21 protein-coding genes are annotated in these 19,065 nt (G+C 59.0%); 12 read left to right on the forward strand and 9 right to left on the reverse strand.

The window, feature by feature from the left end; genetic code table 11:
- The first annotated feature begins 21 nt into the window (after positions 1 to 21).
- From BS627_RS13765 to BS627_RS13775, 3 genes are all read left to right on the forward strand, one after another.
- On the forward strand, positions 22 to 522 hold the full coding sequence (locus BS627_RS13765) for a MarR family winged helix-turn-helix transcriptional regulator (RefSeq protein ID WP_165691252.1): 501 nt from the start codon (positions 22 to 24) through the stop codon (positions 520 to 522).
- Positions 523 to 629: 107 nt separating this feature from the next.
- The gene (locus tag BS627_RS13770) at positions 630 to 1,337 is read left to right on the forward strand and encodes a FadR/GntR family transcriptional regulator (RefSeq protein WP_077983772.1); all 708 of its coding nucleotides are present in this window, start codon (positions 630 to 632) and stop codon (positions 1,335 to 1,337) included.
- A 54-nt stretch (positions 1,338 to 1,391) separates the two neighbouring features.
- On the forward strand, positions 1,392 to 2,594 hold the full coding sequence (locus BS627_RS13775) for a mandelate racemase/muconate lactonizing enzyme family protein (RefSeq protein WP_077983773.1): 1,203 nt from the start codon (positions 1,392 to 1,394) through the stop codon (positions 2,592 to 2,594).
- Here the strand turns inward: BS627_RS13775 and xseA are convergent, their stop codons facing one another.
- Positions 2,595 to 4,193, reverse strand: coding sequence for an exodeoxyribonuclease VII large subunit (gene xseA / locus BS627_RS13780; protein ID WP_077983774.1), 1,599 nt, complete (start codon positions 4,191 to 4,193; stop codon positions 2,595 to 2,597).
- Positions 4,194 to 4,382: 189 nt separating this feature from the next.
- Here xseA and BS627_RS13785 point away from each other — a divergent pair, with 189 nt between their 5' ends.
- Positions 4,383 to 4,625 carry a hypothetical protein gene (locus BS627_RS13785; protein ID WP_077983775.1) on the forward strand — a complete coding sequence of 81 codons (243 nt, stop codon included), beginning with the start codon at positions 4,383 to 4,385 and terminating at the stop codon, positions 4,623 to 4,625.
- A gap of 12 nt (positions 4,626 to 4,637) precedes the next feature.
- Entirely contained in the window at positions 4,638 to 4,997 is a 360-nt protein-coding gene (locus BS627_RS13790) for a hypothetical protein (RefSeq protein ID WP_077983776.1), read from the forward strand.
- 8 nt (positions 4,998 to 5,005) lie between these two features.
- Here the strand turns inward: BS627_RS13790 and BS627_RS13795 are convergent, their stop codons facing one another.
- Positions 5,006 to 5,989, reverse strand: coding sequence for a Gfo/Idh/MocA family protein (locus tag BS627_RS13795; protein ID WP_077983777.1), 984 nt, complete (start codon positions 5,987 to 5,989; stop codon positions 5,006 to 5,008).
- 179 nt (positions 5,990 to 6,168) lie between these two features.
- Here BS627_RS13795 and BS627_RS13800 point away from each other — a divergent pair, with 179 nt between their 5' ends.
- The 4 genes from BS627_RS13800 (at position 6,169) to BS627_RS13815 (ending at position 9,217) form a co-directional block, all read left to right on the forward strand.
- Positions 6,169 to 6,729, forward strand: a complete 561-nt coding sequence (locus tag BS627_RS13800; RefSeq protein WP_077983793.1) for a cysteine hydrolase family protein — start codon at positions 6,169 to 6,171, stop codon at positions 6,727 to 6,729.
- On the forward strand, positions 6,729 to 7,712 hold the full coding sequence (locus tag BS627_RS13805; protein ID WP_077983778.1) for a GlxA family transcriptional regulator: 984 nt from the start codon (positions 6,729 to 6,731) through the stop codon (positions 7,710 to 7,712). The genes BS627_RS13800 and BS627_RS13805 overlap by 1 nt, the downstream gene beginning before the upstream one ends.
- Before the next feature lie 109 nt (positions 7,713 to 7,821).
- The gene (locus tag BS627_RS13810; RefSeq protein ID WP_077983779.1) at positions 7,822 to 8,772 is read left to right on the forward strand and encodes an aldo/keto reductase; all 951 of its coding nucleotides are present in this window, start codon (positions 7,822 to 7,824) and stop codon (positions 8,770 to 8,772) included.
- Between the two features lies 1 nt (position 8,773).
- The gene (locus tag BS627_RS13815; protein ID WP_077983780.1) at positions 8,774 to 9,217 is read left to right on the forward strand and encodes a GNAT family N-acetyltransferase; all 444 of its coding nucleotides are present in this window, start codon (positions 8,774 to 8,776) and stop codon (positions 9,215 to 9,217) included.
- On the opposite strand, the gene BS627_RS13820 is transcribed toward BS627_RS13815, so the two are convergent.
- A complete protein-coding gene (locus BS627_RS13820; RefSeq protein WP_077983781.1) occupies positions 9,218 to 10,108 on the reverse strand; it encodes a LysR family transcriptional regulator in 891 nt (296 codons plus the stop codon).
- Between the two features lie 117 nt (positions 10,109 to 10,225).
- Between BS627_RS13820 and BS627_RS13825 the strand changes: the two genes are divergently transcribed.
- Positions 10,226 to 11,227 carry an aldo/keto reductase gene (locus BS627_RS13825; RefSeq protein WP_077983794.1) on the forward strand — a complete coding sequence of 334 codons (1,002 nt, stop codon included), beginning with the start codon at positions 10,226 to 10,228 and terminating at the stop codon, positions 11,225 to 11,227.
- A 58-nt stretch (positions 11,228 to 11,285) separates the two neighbouring features.
- Here BS627_RS13825 and pheT read toward each other — a convergent pair whose 3' ends face one another.
- From pheT to infC, 6 genes are all read right to left on the reverse strand, one after another.
- Positions 11,286 to 13,709: a phenylalanine--tRNA ligase subunit beta gene (pheT, locus tag BS627_RS13830; RefSeq protein ID WP_077983782.1), complete on the reverse strand. Its 2,424-nt coding sequence runs from the start codon at positions 13,707 to 13,709 to the stop codon at positions 11,286 to 11,288.
- Positions 13,710 to 13,733: 24 nt separating this feature from the next.
- Positions 13,734 to 14,816 carry a phenylalanine--tRNA ligase subunit alpha gene (pheS, locus tag BS627_RS13835; protein ID WP_077983783.1) on the reverse strand — a complete coding sequence of 361 codons (1,083 nt, stop codon included), beginning with the start codon at positions 14,814 to 14,816 and terminating at the stop codon, positions 13,734 to 13,736.
- Complete coding sequence (locus BS627_RS13840; protein WP_077983795.1) at positions 14,809 to 15,687, reverse strand: lipopolysaccharide kinase InaA family protein; 879 nt, start codon at positions 15,685 to 15,687, stop codon at positions 14,809 to 14,811. Before BS627_RS13840 ends, pheS begins: the two co-directional genes overlap by 8 nt.
- A 165-nt stretch (positions 15,688 to 15,852) precedes the next feature.
- Positions 15,853 to 16,257 carry a 50S ribosomal protein L20 gene (rplT, locus tag BS627_RS13845; protein ID WP_003493358.1) on the reverse strand — a complete coding sequence of 135 codons (405 nt, stop codon included), beginning with the start codon at positions 16,255 to 16,257 and terminating at the stop codon, positions 15,853 to 15,855.
- Positions 16,258 to 16,297: 40 nt separating this feature from the next.
- Positions 16,298 to 16,501 carry a 50S ribosomal protein L35 gene (gene rpmI / locus BS627_RS13850; RefSeq protein ID WP_003493355.1) on the reverse strand — a complete coding sequence of 68 codons (204 nt, stop codon included), beginning with the start codon at positions 16,499 to 16,501 and terminating at the stop codon, positions 16,298 to 16,300.
- Positions 16,502 to 16,690: 189 nt separating this feature from the next.
- The gene (gene infC, locus BS627_RS13855; protein WP_077224822.1) at positions 16,691 to 17,227 is read right to left on the reverse strand and encodes a translation initiation factor IF-3; all 537 of its coding nucleotides are present in this window, start codon (positions 17,225 to 17,227) and stop codon (positions 16,691 to 16,693) included.
- Positions 17,228 to 17,414: 187 nt separating this feature from the next.
- On the opposite strand from infC, the gene BS627_RS13860 reads away from it, so the two are divergent.
- On the forward strand, positions 17,415 to 18,203 hold the full coding sequence (locus tag BS627_RS13860) for an alpha/beta hydrolase (protein ID WP_077983784.1): 789 nt from the start codon (positions 17,415 to 17,417) through the stop codon (positions 18,201 to 18,203).
- 119 nt (positions 18,204 to 18,322) lie between these two features.
- Positions 18,323 to 18,937 (forward strand): transglutaminase-like cysteine peptidase, encoded by a 615-nt coding sequence (locus tag BS627_RS13865; RefSeq protein WP_089153251.1) that lies wholly within the window; start codon positions 18,323 to 18,325, stop codon positions 18,935 to 18,937.
- Positions 18,938 to 19,065 lie beyond the last annotated feature (128 nt).

The following is a 19,065-nucleotide window of genomic DNA, read 5'->3' on the forward strand; positions in this document are numbered from 1 at the left end:
ATCAATTGTTATGCCTTGGTGATGAGCGAAGAACCGTTGGACCACGTCGATCACATTCTGGCGCAGTGGCGCAGGGAGCGACCCGATCTCGATGTCGATCCCATGGGGCTGCTCGGGCGCCTGAACCGTCTTTCCACCCATCTCAGCCGCGAGGTAGAGGCGGCGCTGCTGAAGCACGGGCTTTCCTCTTCCGCTTTCGATGTACTGGCGACATTGCGGCGCTCCGGCTCACCCTACAGGCTCTCCCCCGGCGATCTCCTGGCCATGACGATGGTGAGTTCCGGCACCATGACCAACCGAATCGACCAACTCGAGAAAGCCGGCCTGGTGGAACGTATCCACAACCCGAACGACCGGCGCAGCGTCCTGATATCGCTGACGGAACGGGGCCTTGCGATTGTCGAGGAAGCGGCAGGCGCTCACATCGAAAACCAGCACCGCCTGGTCGCCGGCCTCAGCGAAGAAGACCGTGCGACGCTGAACCGACTGCTGAAACGGTTTTTGCGAGATTTCGAAGAATAGGCCTTTTTGGCCGACAAACACACAATGGCTCCGTGATGGCGCTTGTTTCGCTTCAGAAAATCCTGTAAGCAATTTTCCATAAACCTGTACTACAGGTTGGAGGAAAAATGTTAAACGCCATTTCGCATGAAGCCGGTCTCGTCAGCAGCACGGTCGGCGCTATCACCCGTCATATCCGCGAAAACGAACTCGCACCCGGCGCGAAGCTCCCTAGCGAGCTTTCGCTCTCGCAGCAGCTCGGTGTCTCCCGCACCGTCGTTCGTGAGGCTTTCCGGTCTCTGTCTGCCATGCGGCTGATCGACGTGAGCGCCGGCAAGCGGGCCACTGTGGCGACGCTGGATCACGGTGCAATGTCATTGATGTTCGAACATGGCATTCACACCGAACAGATCAACATCCAGCAGATTTACGACGTACGCCGCACCATCGAAGTCAGAACCGTGACGCTTGCGGCGCTGAGGCGCACCGATGCGGAGGCGCTGACCATTCTCGACCATGCCAACAATATGGAGCGGGATTTCGGCGACAACGACAAGGTCATGGAACACGATCTTGCTTTTCACATCGCCATAGCCAGGGCTTCCAAGAACCCGGTCTTCGAACTCATTCTCGCCGCCTTCCAGAATGTGACGCGTCAGACCTGGCCGATCGGCTGGAAAAGCCGCACATCCGATGCGCAGCGCCATGCCGCAAGCGAGCTTCACATCGCCATCGGACAGGCCATTGCCGCCGGCGATCCGCAAACGGCTTCAACACTGATGGCGCGGCATTTCGATGAAAGCGTGCATGCGCTTCTGGCCGCCGGCATCGCCTGACTTTTCAAACACCGTTCCAGGCGGAACACGACCTGCCTCTGGAGGAGATACTTCATGAAAATCACGAAACTTGAGACCGTCCGTGTGGCGGAACGGGCAAACCTGCTCTGGGTTCTGGTCCATACGGATGAAGGTATTACCGGGCTTGGCGAAACCTTTTATGGCGCCGAGACGGTGGAAACCTATGTCCATGAATATATCGCGCCCCGGGTAATCGGTCGCGACCCGCTGCAAATCGACCTCTTGGCGCAAGACCTTGTCGGTTATCTCGGCTTCCGTTCATCGGGCGCGGAAGTGCGCGGCAACTCCGCTTTTGACATCGCGCTGTGGGATATTTTCGGCAAGGCCACCAACCAGCCCATCGCCCAGCTGCTCGGCGGTTTCAGCCGCAGGGAAATCCGCACCTACAATACCTGCGCAGGCACCGAATACATCAAGAAAGCGACCGGCCAGCAGACAGCCAATTACGGCCTTTCCGGCGGCAAGGACTATGACGATCTGAACGGCTTTCTGCACCGGGCCGACGAGCTTGCCCATTCGCTGCTGGAAGACGGCATCACCGCCATGAAGATCTGGCCCTTCGATGCGGCGGCGGAAAAGACGCGCGGGCAATATATCTCGATGCCGGACCTGAAAAGCGCGCTCGAGCCATTTGAAAAGATCCGCAAGGCGGTGGGCGACAAGATGGATATCATGGTGGAGTTCCACTCGATGTGGCAGCTTCTGCCCGCCATGCAGATCGCCAAGGCGCTTACCCCCTACCAGACCTTTTGGCACGAAGACCCGATCAAGATGGACAGCCTTTCCAGCCTGACGCGTTATGCCGCCGTGTCGCCAGCGCCCATTTCCGCATCCGAAACGCTCGGCTCCCGCTGGGCCTTCCGTGACCTGCTGGAAACAGGTGCAGCCGGCGTGGTGATGCTTGACATCAGCTGGTGCGGCGGACTTTCGGAGGCGCGCAAGATCGCCTACATGGCGGAGGCCTGGCATCTGCCGGTCGCGCCGCATGATTGTACTGGCCCGGTCGTGCTCTGCGCCTCCACGCATCTGTCGCTCAATGCGCCGAATGCGCTGGTGCAGGAAAGCGTGCGCGCCTTCTACAAGACCTGGTATCGCGATCTCGTCACCGCATTGCCTGAGGTGAAAAACGGCATGATTACCGTGCCGCCGGGCGCCGGCCTTGGCATGGAACTGCACCCCGATATCGAAAAGACCTTCACTGTCAGCCGCCGTTTTTCGGATACGGCGTCGATCTGATCAGAACAGGCTGCCCTGATTGCCCGGATCGGAAGAAGCCGGTTTCGCCGGCTTCTTTTTTGGCGCTATGGGGTTATCGGGGGACGGTGCGCCCTCCCCCGTCGTGATGGCCGAGATGCGGCCATCGGCAAATTCCATCGAGACCACAGCACCTGAACCGATAGCTGCCGCACGCGTCAACGGCCGGTTCTCTTCGTCACGGATCACGGCATAACCGCGTTTCAGCACGTTTTTATAAGACAGAGATTGCAGGATGCGGTCATGAGCGGCAAGGCCCGCGCGGTTCTGCGCCATGCGGTGCAATACGGCGGTATCGGCCCGACGCACAGCAGTGACGACCCGCTCCTTCTGCCGCTCCACCTGGCCGAGCAACCGGGCGGGGAGCGAACGTAGCGCAGAATCGAAGGAATCAACCCGGCCTTTGCCCTGCAGCAAACGGCGCTCCACCAGGGTCTCGGCCCGGTGCATGCGTTCGGTGACGCGTTGCCTGTGGTGCTTGAGACCGTTTAGCAGGGTCTCCGGTCTCAGCCCCGAAGCGGAACGTTCGAAGGCACGGCGCTTGTTCAGCGTCGTCAATTCCAATCCCCGGCCAAGACCGCTTGCAGCCTCATCGAAACGGCGGCGCGGCAGGGCCAGAAGCTGATCGAGGGACGGCAAGGCACGCACCAGCGCCCGCACGCCCTGGCGGCGATTATCCATCTGCCGCGAAACCGAACCGGCAAGGCGCGCGGCAAGGCCGGAAAGCTGCGCTTCAAGTTCCGCACGCACCGGCACGGCCATTTCGGCGGCGCCCGTCGGGGTTGGCGCACGCACATCGGCGGCGTAGTCGATCAAGGTCGTATCGGTTTCATGCCCGACGGCGGAAATCAGCGGGATTTCGCTTTCGGCAGCGGCGCGCACGACGATTTCATCGTTGAAACTCCAGAGGTCCTCCAGACTGCCGCCGCCGCGCGCGACAATCAGTACGTCGGGCCGCGAGATCACACCGCCGGGCTGAAGTGCGTTGAAACCGCGAATGGCGTTCGCCACCTCCTCGCCCGAACCTTCACCCTGCACCTTGACCGGCCAGACGACCACATGGACCGGAAAGCGATCGGAAATGCGGTGAAGGATGTCGCGAATGACAGCGCCCGTCGGCGAGGTGACGACGCCGATGACATGCGGCATGAAGGGCAGCCGGCGCTTGCGAGCCGCATCGAACAGCCCTTCCGCCGCCAGCCGCCGACGTCGATCTTCCAGAAGCGCCATCAGCGCGCCGGCACCGGCCGGCTCGAGACTTTCGATGACGATCTGGTATTTCGAGGAGCCGGGAAAGGTTGTGACCTTGCCGGTGGCGATGACTTCCATGCCCTCTTCGGGGCGGAACTTCAGCCGCGAGAAGGTGCCTTTCCAGATCACCGCGTCGATACGGGCGCGGTCGTCCTTCAGCGAGAAATACGCGTGCCCGGACGAATGCGGACCACGATAGCCGGAAATCTCGCCGCGCACCCGCACCTGCTCGAACGCCGTCTCCACCGTGCGCTTGATGGAACCCGACAGTTCGGAGACCGAGAACTCGGCAAGATTGCTCAATGCTGCGTGGGAGAAAATATCACTCATGCCCGTTTGTAACCAAAACCTGCCGATTCGGAAATGCCGGCGCCGACCAGCCTCATTTTAACGACGTTGAAACCATATCCTCAACTAACGAGTTAGGAAGATGAGGATGGGAGGAGGAAACAAGGGTTCGTTAGGGAAAACGGCGTTAAGCCTTCCCTCAGGCCCGACAATCAAAGAGGAGGCGGCATCATGATTTTTCTTACCGCCACAGTGCTCGGCGTAACCGCAGTTGCGCTCCGTTCGGTTTTCAGCATCGTTTTCATCTGCATGATGGTTATCGGTGCCTATGGCGTGGCGATTGCACTTTCTTCCACGGCCGTGCCCTTGATCTCGCTGCTTCTGGCGCTCGCCGGTTACAATTTCGGTGTCGTGGGTGTCGTTATCAGCCTTCTGGTGCTGCAGCGCCCGCGTTCCACCAAGCCAACCCTCTAAAAGTCCATCGCCTTGAGGCTTCCGCACTTTGCACTGACCGAGATCGGCGGACTGGCCGTTGATCTCGTCGTTACCTGTCTGCTTATTTTCTATCTCGGCGTCGATCCGCTTGCCGCCCGTTTGCCGGGCGCCGCAACGGGGCTTGTAACAAGCTGGCGGCTGAACCGTTCGTATGGTGAGGCATCAGCCAGGCTGAACAGCTTCCTGACAAATGCCGTCACGCTTACCTCACGGATCGTCAGCCTCGGGCTGTTTGCCCTGCTGCAATGGCGCAACCCGCTGGTGCAGCCGCTCGTCCCGCTTGCTTTTTCAGCACTCGCAGCATTTGTGCTGGCGCTTTACGGCTATTGGCGGCTTCAAAAGCAACGGTAGGATCAGGACTAAACCGTCTCCCAGCCATCCTTTTCCGCTGCACGGTAGATAGCGTCGATGAAAAGCTGGTTCTTTCTCGAGCTTTCCAGCGTCACGACGTCGCCCTCACCCTTCGCCGCACGGGCAAAGGCCTCCGCCTCCAGCTTGTATTGGCGGCTATCCTGAAACCGGAAGATTTGCGACTGGTTGTGGGCCTGATTGGTCAGCTCGATCTCTTCCGCACCCCAGCGATTGGCGTTGAACGGAGACTTGACCTCGATATACCCCTCAGTGCCATGGAAAACCATGAGCTGACGGGCGGCAAGCTGTGTGGCCAGATAAAAACTCAGTTCGAAATCGCCAAAATCGGCCCGGACACTGGAATAGATATCCGTGCCGAATTCTTTATCGCGCTCGACGGTGGCCTGTACGCGCCGGGGTTCCGCGCCGGTAGCGAAGCGGGTAACGATGGTCGGGTAAACGCCGATATCCGGCAAGGCGCCGCCACCCAGTTCGGGAATATTGCGCATATTGCCGGGATCGCGATTGAAATAGCTGAAAGCGCCCTGAACATGCTTCAGTGTGCCTATCGCGCCGGACGCCAGCAGTTCCTTCACCTTCGCCCAGACGGGCGCATAGGTGACCATGAAGGCTTCCGAGATGATAACACGGTTGCGGTCACGCGCGGCGATGAGGGTATCGATCTCCTCGGCCTTCAGTGCAATCGGCTTTTCGCACAGAACATGCTTGCCGGCATCGGCGGCCTTGACGGTCCATTCCACATGCTGCGAGGTCGGAAGCGGAATATAGACGGCGTCGATAACATCCGACGCCAGCATCTCCTCATAGGAGCCGAAGGCGTGGGGCACGGAAAAACGATCCGCCACCGCGCGGGCCTTGGCGAGGTCACGGCTGGCGATGGCGCTGACCACGCAGTTTCGCGCATCCTGCATCGCCGGGATGACGTGATCCTGAGCGATTTTCGCCGTTGAGATTATTCCGAAACGCAGCATTCCATTCTCCCGCTCTGCCATCGTCGGAAACTTACCATCGTCACACGGCCTGGCAAGCCGCCCATGCATGACAGAGCAGTGTATGGCTGAATTTGTCCTGTCTTTGTCGGAATACCTGCTTTTCTCCAAGCTAGATAAGAGGAATTATGCTATGCATGAACCCAATGGAGAAACATGAAATGTCCTCTTCTCATACAGCGCTGCTAGTCATCGACGTTCAGGAATCCTTTCGGCACGCCCCTTACTTCGAAGAAAGCGAGCTTGCCGCTTATCTGGAGAAGCAGCAGATGCTGATCGACGGCGCCAAGGCTGCGGGCATTCCCGTCGTGCAAATCTTCCATGTCGATGGCGACAGGGCTTTTTCAAAAGACAGCGGCCATATCCGGGCGCTGGAGGGTGTGCGGATTACCCCAGATGTCACCTTTCACAAGAACCGCCATTCCGCTTTTGCCGGCACCGGCCTCGAAATCTGGCTGACGCAGAAGGGTATCAACCGGCTGATCGTCTCCGGTATCCGCACCGAACAATGCTGTGAAACCACCACCCGTCACGCCTCCGATCTTGGTTATAGCGTCGACTACGTCACCGAAGCGACGCTGACTTTCCCGATGACACATGCTTCCGGCACCGTCTTCAGCCCCGACGATATCCGCAAGCGGACCGAGCTGGTGCTGGCTGGCCGCTTTGCGCGCATCGTGACCGTCGACGACGCACTTGCCACCGTGGAAGAGGCGGCCTGATGGATAAAGGCGGCACACGCACCATTTCCTTTTATACGCTTGTGCCGCCCCATGCGCTGTTGCTCGATATTGCCGGTCCGCTCGAAGTGATCCGTTATGCCAACGGGGAACAACGGGACATCCATTTCGACTGCCGCTACATTGCTGCGACTGACAAACAACAATCCTCCATCGGCCTTGCGCTTTCAGGGCTGGAGAGCTTGCCCGCGACCCTGCCGGAAAATGCTTTCCTGCTGATCTCGGGCAGCACGTCACGCTTCGACAACGATCCGGAGACACGGCGAGAGCGGCAGGCGCTGGTGGCATGGCTGCGCCGCGCGGTGCGCCCTCATACGACAGTCATTTCCATCTGTTCCGGCGCGCTGCTGGCGGGCGAAGCCGGGCTTTTCGACGGGTGCAACTGCACGACCCATGCCGATTGCGTTGAAGGGCTGCGCCGCGTCGCGCCACTGTCCCGGGTGGCCGAAAACCGCCTTTTCGTCGAGGATGGCAACCGCTTCTCAAGCGCCGGCATTTCCACCGGCATCGACCTCATGCTGCATGTGGTTTCCCGGCTGACATCCCCGGCGGTCGCAGCGCGTATTGCCAAAACCATGGTGGTTTATCTCAGGCGAAGCGGCAGCGATCCTCAAATCTCCCCGTGGCTCACCGGCCGCAACCACATCCACCCCGCCATTCATCGGGTTCAGGACCGTGTGATGGCCGAGCCGGCGCAGGACTGGTCGCTGGAACGGCTGGCCGATATTGCGGCGCTCAGCGAAAGGCATCTGTCGCGCCTGTTTCGCGAGCATACGGGCATCAGCGTCATCGACTACGTCAACCTGATGCGGGTTAATCTCGTCCGCGACATCCTTGCAAATAGCCGTCTGGATATGGAAGCCATTGCCGAGAGGGCCGGTTTTGCCTCCGCCCGGCATTTGCGGCGTGTCTGGCAACAGCATAATCGCTTCCCTCCCAGCCACTATCGCGGTTTTCAGGCCTGATAATCTCAGACCCTGCCGCTGCCTGATGAATGCCATCAAAGGAATTGAATGGTTATGCAGACTGGCAGTTGCTAACCTTGGGGCAAAGTCAGCAACAGGAGCATTCCCCGTGGAAAAACGAAGCCTTGGCCGCACCGGCCTCTCCATCGCCCCGATCGTCTTCGGTGGCAACGTCTTCGGCTGGACAGCGGACGAGAAGACTTCCTTTGCCCTGCTCGACGCCTTTTTCGACGCCGGGTTCAACGCCATCGACACGGCAGATGTCTATTCCGCCTGGGTGGATGGGCATGTGGGCGGCGAGTCCGAGGCGATCATCGGCAAATGGCTGAAGCAATCGAGCGTCAAGCGCGAGGACGCGGTGATCGTCACCAAGGTCGGTTTCGACAATCGCGGCCAGAAGACAGGGCTGAGCGCCAGGTGGATCGCAGAGGCTGTCGAGGCTTCGCTGAAGCGATTGCAGACGGACTATATCGACCTCTATCTCGCCCATAAACCGGATGCGGACGTGCCGCTGGAGGAGACGCTTGCCGCCTTCGCAAAGCTGAAGGAAGAGGGGAAAATCCGCGCCATCGGCTGCTCCAACTATTCCGCGAGCCAGCTTCAGGAGGCGCTGGACGTGGCTCGGAAGAATGATCTTCCGCGTTATGATGTGCTGCAGCCGGAATATAACCTCTATAACCGCGCGGATTTTGAAGGTCTTCTTGCCGATCTTTGCGTCAAGGAAGAGCTCGGCGTCATCAACTATTACAGCCTCGCCGCCGGCTTTCTGACCGGGAAATATCGCGCCAAGGCCGATACGGAAGGTGTCGCCCGCAGCTATCGCGTCGGCGAATATGTCAACACACGTGGTCTCGCCGTTTTGGGCGCCATGGATGCTGTGGCGGTACAGACCGGGGCCAAGCTCGCGGACATCGCACTGGCGTGGCTGTTAAGGAAAAAGGCGATAACCGCGCCGATTGCCAGCGCCACCAGCCTGTCGCAGCTTGAAAGCTTCAAACGCGCCGTCGATCTGAAGCTCACGGATGAGATGATGACCCTTCTCGACAAGGCGGGCGTATAAGATGGAACTCACGATTCGCGACGCAGAGCCGGCTGACCGGGCGGAATGGCTGCGCCTCTGGAACGATTATCTCGCCTTTTACGAGGTTGATCTTGCCGATGATGTGACGGAACACACCTGGGCGCGTATCCTCGATCCCACATCCCGTGTTTCCATGCGGGTGGCCATGCTCGGCAAGCGCATGGCCGGTTTCGCCATCCACCATTTCCATGATTCCACCTGGGTGAAGACACCGGACTGCTATCTGGAGGATTTATTCGTCGATGGCGAAATCCGTGGCAAGGGTACCGGCCGGGCGCTGATGGATGACCTGATCACTATGTGCAAGGACAAGGGCTGGTCACGGCTTTACTGGAATACGGACGAGCATAATCACCGTGCCCAGAAGCTTTACGACAGCTACGTCAAAAGCGACGGCCATATCCGCTATCGCATCAAGTTCTGATCAGCCCCTGAAGCGGAAAAAATCCACGAAAGCCCTCAGCGCCGGACGCATCTGCCGGCGTGAGGGATAATAAATGTAAAAACCGTCGAAGGGCGCGCACCAGTCCTCCAGCACGCGGATCAGCTTTCCCTCCCTGATATCGTCCTCGACACGCTGCTCAAAAACAAAGGCAAGCCCTGCGCCGTCAATCGCCGCCCGTCGAATGAGGCTCTGGTCCGACAGGATCAGCGGCCCTTGCACATCGACCACCAATGGCTTGCCATTCTTCTCCAGTTCCCAGCGATAGATAAGGCCGCTAGCGAAACGCCGGCGAATGCAGCGATGCCGAATGAGATCCCTGGGATCGCGTGGCGATGGATTTTCCGCAAAATAGGACGGAGAGCCAACAATTGCGCCGCGCCACGCGCCGCTGGCTTTAACCGCAATCATATCCGCATCGAGGTGCTCCCCGAGCCGCAGCCCGGCATCGAAACCCTTTGCGACAATATCCTCGAAGCGGTCGTCGGTTGAAATTTCGAGTGAAATATCGGGATAGAGCCGCAGGAATTCACCCAGCCGTGGCACGATGAGGTCCTCGGCGGCCAGTCTCGGCAGAGTGATGCGCAGGGGGCCGGCCGGTCTCCCGCCATCCTCGGCGAGGGTCTCGATGACCGCATCGATATCCGCAAGTGCAGGGCCAAGCGTCTCGAGAAGCCGCCTGCCCTCCTCTGTCGGTGAGACGCTGCGGGTGGTACGATGAAGCAGGCGTAGCCCAAGGCTCGCCTCCAGCGATGACACCGCATGGCTGACGGCGGAAGGGGCAATGGCAAGTTCGGCGGCGGCCTTGCGAAAGCTGCGGCCTTCGGCAACGGCGGCCAGAACGGCCAGCTGGGAGAGTTGCACACGGTTCATTGTTCTAAATGATAGAACAACCCACACGGATTTGCAGCGATTATTTTTATCGCCATGAGACGCTATTTTCTAACCACGCCCCTAGCGATGGGCGGTTCCTTATGGAAGGACGTACAAATGAAAAAAAGAACCCTCGGAAACAACCTTTCCGTTTCGGCGCTTGGCCTCGGCTGCATGGGTATGACCCATGCCTATAGCCCGACCGGCGATGAGAACAGCGCAATTGCAACGCTGCACCGCGCCGTCGAACTCGGCGTCACCTTTTTCGATACGGCGGAGGTTTACGGGCCTTACAACAACGAAATCCTTGTCGGCAAGGGTTTGAAGCCCTATCGCGACAAGGTGGTCATCGCCACCAAGTTCGGCTTCAAAATCGACACCACCAAACCCGCTGGCCAGATGATGGTAGGCACCGACAGTCGCCCGGAAAATGTGCGCGCCGTCGCCGAAGCCTCTCTCAAACGCCTTGGCGTCGATGCGATCGACCTGTTCTACCAGCATCGCGTCGATCCGAATGTTCCGATCGAAGACACGGTCGGCGCCATGGCCGAGCTGGTGCGACAGGGCAAAGTGAAGCATCTCGGCCTGTCGGAAGCGAGCGCCGAAACACTTCGCAAAGCGCACGCTGTTCATCCGATTGCGGCCATTCAGAGCGAATATTCTCTATGGACCCGCGACGTGGAGGAAAACGGCGTGCTGGAGACCTGCCGCGAACTCGGCATCGGTTTCGTCCCCTTCAGTCCACTTGGACGCGGCGCTTTGACTGGCGCATTGAAGACGCTCGACGGACTTGCATCGGACGACTTTCGCCGCGGCCTGCCGCGTTTTCAAAGCGAAAACTTCGACGCCAATCTGGCGCTCATCAAGCTTCTGGAGGACATGGCGACTGAGAAGGGCGTGACCGCCGGACAACTGGCTCTGGCCTGGGTTCTGGCGCAGGGCGACTTCATCGTTCCTATTCCCGGCACGACAAAAATCGCCAATCTGGAGAAGAATGTTGCCGCGGCGGAGGTATCGCTGACGGCAGAAGAAGCCGCCAGCCTCGGCGCGCTACTTTCGCCCGCAAAAGTCGCCGGCGCGCGTTACCCAGAACAGATGTCACGGATGGCCAATCGCTAGAAACAAAAAGCCGCGGCAACCGCCGCGGCTTTGTTCATTCCGACAGATGCCCCCAGGCTCAGGCGCGCAGGACGCCGCCCGTCGATTTCTCGACATTGCCGACGATCTTGGCCGTCAAGGCTTCGAAATCCTCGTCCGTCAGCGTCTTGTCGACCGGCTGGATCTGGACCTCGATGGCTACCGACTTGCGGTTTTCGCCGAGCGAGGCGCCTTCGAAGATGTCGAAGACGTTGACGCCGGCGATCAGCTTGCGATCGGCGCTTGTAGCCGCCTTGATGATGGCGCCCGCTTCCACCGACTTGTCGACCACGAAGGCGAAGTCGCGCTTCACCGCCTGGAAGGGCGAAAGCTCAAGCGCAGGCTTGGTGCGGGTTGCCTTCTTCTTCGGCTCCTGCATGGCGTCGAGATAAATCTCGAAACCGCAATAGGCGCCGGAGACATCCAGCTCGGACAGCGTCTTTGGATGGAACTCGCCGAAATAACCGAGCACGACCTTCGGACCCATCTTGATGGTGCCGGAACGGCCGGGATGATACCAGGAGGGGCCGCCGGCCTCAATCTGCACATTGGCCATGGGCAGGCCGCAAGCTTCTAGCACCGAAAGCGCATCGGCCTTGGCATCATAGACATCGACCGGCTTACCGCCGCCCTTCAAAGCATTGGACCACATGCGGCCGCTACCCGCCAGCGAGGCCGTGCCACGACGAACGCCGCCGGCAACGCGGCGTTGCTTATCAGGTGTATCGCCCTCATAGGTGCCGGAAACCTCGAAGATCGCGACGTCACCATAGCCCTTGTCGGCATTGCGCTGTGCGGCGGTCAGCAGGCCGGGCAGCAGCGAGGGCCGCATGTCAGACATATCGGCCGCAATCGGGTTTGCGAGCTTCAGGGCCGGTGAACCGCCGCCGAAGAGTTTCGCCTGCGCTTCCGGGATGAAGGACCAGGTGACGGCCTCGAGCATGCCGCGGCTTGCCAGCGCACGACGCGCGGTGCGGGTGCGGATCTGCAGCGTGGTCAGGATACGGCCGTTGACGGCACCGAAGCTTTCCAGCGGTTCCGGCTTGATGTTATCGACGCCATGAATTCGCATGACTTCTTCCACCAGATCGGCCTTGCCATCAACATCCGGGCGCCAGGACGGCACGGTGACGGATACGCGCTCGCCCGTTCCCTCGACGCCGAAACCGAGCCCCTTGAGAATGGTGAGACTCTCCTGCGCCGACACTTCCAGACCTGTCAGGCGCTTCACCTCCGTCAGCGGGAAATCCACGACCTTTGGCTGATGGCCCTTGTAGCCAACGACTTTGGCTTCCCCGGCAATGCCACCGCAGAGTTCCAGAACCAGCTCGGTGGTGCGTTCCAGACCCGGAACCATATATTCCGGATCGACACCGCGCTCGAAACGATAACGCGCATCTGTGATGATGCCGAGCGAACGGCCGGTCTTGGCGATGTTGATCGGATCCCAGAGAGCGGATTCGATCAGCACGTCGACGGTGTTCTCGTCGCAGCCTGAATGTTCGCCACCCATGATGCCGCCGATGGACTCGAGGCCTTTTTCATCGGCGATGACGACATTGTTCGGACCGAGCTTATATTCGCGCTGGTCGAGCGCGAGGATGGTCTCGCCCTCCTTCGCACGGCGAACCGTGAGATCGCCCTTGACCTTGGCGGCATCGAAGACGTGCATCGGCCGACCCTGATCGAAGGTCATGTAGTTGGTGATGTCGACAAGCGCATTGATGGGGCGCAGACCGATTGCCATCAGGCGCTGCTGCATCCATTTCGGGCTTGGGCCATTCTTCACGCCGCGCACGATGCGCAACGAGAAGCCGGGGCAAAGGGCAGTGTCGTCCAGTTCCAGCCTCACGTCCACAGGCGTTGCGCCTTCCACCTTGAAGGACGGCGCGGGTCTCGTCTTCAGCTTGCCGAGACCGGACGCGGCGAGATCACGAGCAATGCCATAGATCGAGGTGCAGTCGGGACGGTTCGGCGTCAGGTTGATTTCGATGACCGGATCGTCGAGACCGGCATAGGTGGCGAAGGACGTGCCGACAGGGGCATCCTGCGGCAGATCGATGATGCCGTCATGATCGTCGGAGATTTTGAGCTCCTTTTCGGAGCACATCATGCCGTGGCTTTCCACGCCGCGTATCTTGCCGACTGCAAGGGTGACGTCGATGCCCGGAACATAGACGCCCGGACGCGCGAGCGCACCGACGAGACCGGCGCGTGCATTCGGCGCGCCGCAGACGATCTGCACCGGTTTGCCGTCTCCGGCATCGACCATCAGCACCTTGAGGCGGTCGGCCTCGGGGTGTTTTTCAGCGGAAACCACCTTGGCAATGACGAAAGGCTTGTAGGCCGCTTTGTCATCAACATCCTCGACCTCAAGGCCGATTGCCGTCAGCCGCTCGCAGATCTCGTCCAGCGTCGCATCCGTTTCGAGATGCTCTTTCAGCCAGGAAAGAGTGAATTTCATGTCTTTGCTCCTTGGCTAACCGGATTAAACGCTGAGACCGCCGAATAGCGTCGGCATGTCGAGCGGGCGGAAGCCGTAATGGGTCATCCAGCGGACATCGGCGTTGAAGAAATCACGCAGGTCAGGCATGCCGTATTTCAGCATTGCGATGCGGTCGAGGCCCATGCCCCAGGCAAAGCCCTGATATTCATCCGGGTCAAGCCCGCCGGCGCGCAGCACATTGGGGTGCACCATGCCGCAACCGAGGATTTCCATCCAGTCCGTGCCTTCGCCGAATTTCACGATTGGGCCAGAACGGTCGCACTGGATATCCACCTCGAAGCTCGGCTCCGTGAAGGGGAAGAAGGACGGGCGGAAGCGCATGACGACGCTGTCGACCTCAAAGAAGGTCTTGCAGAATTCTTCCAGAATCCAGCGCAGATTGCCAACATGTGCCTTCTTGTCGATGACAAGGCCTTCGACCTGATGGAACATCGGCGAATGCGTGGCGTCGGAATCCTGGCGATAGGTTTTGCCCGGAATGACGATGCGGATCGGCGGCTTCTGGCTTTCCATGGTGCGGATCTGCACGGGCGAGGTGTGAGTACGCAGCACCTTGCGCTCGCCGTTTTCATCCGGTGGCAAGAAGAAGGTGTCGTGCATTTCGCGGGCCGGATGACCTTCCGGGAAATTCAGCGCCGTGAAGTTATAATAATCGGTCTCGATATCGGGACCTTCCGCAATGGAGAAGCCCATATCCGCAAAGATGGCGGTGATTTCATCGACAATCTGGCTGATCGGATGAATGCGGCCGCGCTCGGCCGGAGACTGGCGGACCGGCAGGCTGACATCCACCGTTTCCGCCTTAAGCCGGGCGGCGATGGCCTCATCCTTCAGCGCGTTCTTGCGCTCGCTAATGAGGTCGGTGATTTCGGTCTTGAGCTGGTTGATGGCAGCGCCACGGGTCTGGCGCTCTTCCGGCGTCATGCTGCCAAGCGTCTTCAAAAGCTCCGAAACCGAGCCTTTCTTGCCAAGCGCGGAGACGCGCACGGCTTCGATGGCCGGCTCATCGGCAGCGGCGGCGATCTCCGACATCAGTTGCGATTTCAAGGTATCAAGTTCAGTCATCTTTTCCTGCCTTGCCGGACTTTTTTACAGCGGCGTCGGTGTTCACAGCATTCATCAGATAGTCGGTCGCCATGATAAAGCGTCGCAGATCACTACCCATCCGCACGCGCCCGATCAACCGGGCAAGCGGTAAAAATCGCCCGAGAATGCGGGTCAGGCGGCTTAATTCTTCGACTGCCCGCAGTGGGGCGTTTTCAAGCCAGCGTGAAAAGGCCGCATCGCGGGTTTTAGGGGCATCACAGGCACGGGTCGCGACCTGCAGAAACAGCAGCCAGATATCGCGGGCCTGCGCCGTTTCAAGCGGCATGACCTCCTGCGGGCGCTCCTCGAAATCCATGAAACCGACACGGCCGTCCTTTAAAAAGAAATCACGCACATGCGGGCGACCGTGGCAGAGGCCTGCAGCATGCAGCTCGCCGAGCGCTTCTGCGGATTTCACAAGCAAGGCGTCATGCTCCACCGGATCGGACGACTTCAGCGCATCCATCCGCTCCATGATCGTTGGGCCGACATCTCCCAGCACCACCGCCGTACGTGAAGAATAGATCAGCGGCGGAACCGGGAAGCCGCGTTGCTGGAACTGCTGCAATGTTTCCAGTTCTCGCTGCATGAGGCCGGCACCGTCAAGCGGCTCGGAAGGACGAAGAAAAGTGTAGGGCAGAAGTTTCGACAGCAGCTTCTGCATTTTCATCCACCAGGTCACCCGTTCCGTGCCCTGCCGTTTGATCCACACCGTCAGCTGCGAAAGCTCGACCTTCTGAATGCGCCGGTCACTTTTCAGGAGGACGCGCATCACGGTTGCGATGTCATCGTCTTCGAGATGAACGCGAAAACCTTCCGCTTCCACAACCTCACTTTTATTGACCAGCATTTCCATCCACCAAGGGTTTCGCTCCAAACGGCGTGAATACTCCAACTCTTCTAGATTTCTAAATTAAAAAATACCGATGGAAATGTATCAGCAACTCAAAACGAAAAACCCGCGCCGGTTTCCCGACGCGGGTTTCAAATGAACAACAGATTGTCCGCGCCGTAATTACTTTACAGCGGTTTCAAACTCGTTGGCCGTGCCGGCATCCTTGAGGTACTCAAGCGCCTTCTTTGCTGCTTCGACGAGCGCGCCGAATGCTGCCGGCTCATGGATAGCCATGTCGGACAGAACCTTGCGGTCGACTTCGATGCCAGCCTTGTTCAGGCCGTCGATGAAGCGGCCATAGGTCAGGCCGAATTCGCGAACAGCAGCGTTGATACGCTGGATCCACAGAGCGCGGAAGTTGCGCTTGTTAACCTTGCGGTCGCGGTAGGCGTACTGCTTGGAACGATCCACGGCAGCCTTTGCTGCGCGGATGGTGTTCTTGCGGCGGCCGTAGAAGCCCTTGGCTGCCTTGAGTGTCTTGGTGTGCTTGGCGCGGGAAGTTACGCCACGTTTTACGCGTGCCATGTCATGATCTCCTTAAAGTGTCCAAAAGTGCGGAAAAGTCTCAGAGACCGTTCGGCAGGTAGTTCTTGACGACCTTCTTGCCGTCAGCTTCGGCGAGAACCATGGTTCCGCGCGCGTCGCGAATGAACTTGTTGGTACGCTTGATCATGCCGTGGCGCTTACCGGCGGCAGCTGCAACAACCTTGCCGGTGGCGGTGATCTTGAACCGCTTTTTTGCAGCGGACTTCGTCTTCATCTTGGGCATTTTGCTACTCCGTTTTTGTATCGAAACAGGCAGACGAGGCCTATTTCAAGCTATTCAGGAACGGCCTCGGCATGCCCTGCCGGACCGTTCGGACGCGCGCTTATAACCGCAGTCGGCTAAAAGCGCAACGGGGAAAGCAAACTTCCCCTTGCGATGGCTATTCATGCGGCCTTAAAAGGCTGGCGCAAGTTATTTCGGGGCGAGAACCATCATCATCTGACGGCCTTCGAGCTTCGGCTCGGCTTCCACCTTGGCAATCGCCTGGGTGTCTTCCTTCACCTGGAGGAGAAGCTTCATGCCGAGTTCCTGGTGGGCCATTTCACGGCCACGGAACTTCAGCGTCACCTTCACCTTGTCACCTTCGTCAAAGAAACGGTTCATCGCCTTCATCTTCACGTCATAATCATGCGTGTCGATGTTGGGGCGCATCTTGATTTCTTTGACTTCGACGATCTTCTGTTTCTTGCGCGCTTCAGCGGCCTTTTTCTGGGTCGAGTACTTAAGCTTGCCGAGATCGAGGATCTTGCATACCGGCGGCTCTGCGTTCGGCGAAATCTCGACGAGATCGAGACCGGCCTCTTCCGCCATTTTCAAAGCCTGATCCGTCGGCATGCTACCGAGGTTCTGGCCCTCTTCATCAATAAGCTGAACTCTGGGAACCCGAATTTCCCGGTTGGAGCGCGGCCCCTCCTTGACGGGGGCATCGGCTTTGAAAGGTCTGCGAATGGTCGTATTCTCCTGATCTGTTTCTGGATCACGTCAACAAAAAACAGCTTGTTTGGTACAAGTGGCGGAAATGTCGTTATTGCCGCGGCGAAGTCAATAGCATATCTGCCCGAAAAGATCACCTGTTGCCACGGATTTTGCAAATACGCCGCCGATATTGCAGGAAAATCAGGAGAATTGCATATACATGACCGAACAAGCCATTGAATTTCTGCATATAGGAATGGGCGACGACGCCCGCAACATTGCCTTCCTTCATCGCCGCGCAACATCGCAACAGGACGCGCCCATGCTCGTCTGGTTGGGCGGATACCGTTCCGATATGACGGGCACCAAGGCAATTGAGCTTGACCGCTTCGCCGCGGAAAACGGCCTTGGTTGCCTGCGCCTCGATTATTCCGGGCACGGGGCTTCCGGCGGTGATTTCAACAAAGGCACGATCTCGAGATGGCTCGAGGAGGCACTAGCGGTGGTGCGTGCAAAAGCGCCGTCACGGGTCATTCTCGTCGGCTCGTCGATGGGTGGATGGATTGCATTGCGCATGATCGAGGAGCTTCGCAAGGCGGGCGGCGCACCCTCCGTCGCCGGTCTGGTTCTCATTGCGCCTGCGCCTGATTTCACGCAGGAACTGATAGAGCCGAGCCTTTCGGATGCGGAAAAAGCCTCTCTCGCAGAACGGGGTTACTTCGAGGAACATTCGGAGTATAGCCCCGAGCCCAACATCTTCACCCGCGCGCTGATGGAAGACGGAAAGCAGAACCGCGTGCTCACGGGCATCATCACCACCGGCTGCCCCGTCCACATCCTGCAGGGCATGCGTGACCCAGACGTTCCCTATCAGCACGCTTTGAAACTCATCGAACATCTTCCTGCCGACGATGTGGTGCTGACGCTGATCCGCGACGGAGACCATCGGCTTTCTCGACCGCAGGATATCGAGCGGATGCTCGCAGCTGTCAAAGCCCTTGCAATATAGGCATTTGCGCAACGCTCTTAACCATATTCAGCGAGTCTTGAGGACCGCCGTTTGCTAATGATTGACTCGCACCCCCGATCCCTCTTAACTTTTCATTAAGAATTTAAGGGACGGGTTTCATGATGAACGCACCGCTGGCGCGTGCGCTGCTGTTTGCAGTTGCCGCCGGGCTAATGACTGCCGCCTCCGCCACCGCGGAAACCAAGGGAAGCCCTTCCATGGTGACGGGCGGTATTACCTCCCAGCCGATCGGCCATTACGAGTTCTGTCAGAAATATGCCGACGAATGCAACATCCGTAGCAAGGTCACGCCGCCGCCGCGCGTTACCGAATATGGCTGGGGCGTCATTCGCGAGATCAATACGTCCGTCAACACGACCATCGTGGCGATGACCGACCAGGAAATCTACGGCAAGGACGAGGTCTGGGAATATCCGACGACCGCCGGCGACTGCGAAGATTTCGTGCTGCTGAAGCGCAAGAAGCTGATCGAGCGCGGTTTTTCCGTCGCCGATCTGCTGATAACAGTCGTGCGCAAGCCTGACGGAGAAGGCCATGCCGTGCTGACGCTCCGTACCACGGACGGTGATTACATTCTCGACAACCTCACCGACGACGTGAAGCTCTGGACCGACACCAACTACACCTATCTGAAGCGACAGGCGTCCTTCAACACGGGCCGTTGGGTCTCCATCGAGGATGGCCGCGACGTTCTGGTTGGCGCATTGCGCTGACGCTTAAAGTTCCGCGTCTGAGAGATTGGAGCCCGCGGTAGCGGGCTCCAGACCGCTGACAAACCCGTCGATATTTTCGGCGGGTTTTTTCTTTTTCGGGATGATGACGTTTTGTTGTGGTCTTTTAC

This window comes from Agrobacterium salinitolerans, from assembly GCF_002008225.1.
Lineage (GTDB): Bacteria > Pseudomonadota > Alphaproteobacteria > Rhizobiales > Rhizobiaceae > Agrobacterium > Agrobacterium salinitolerans.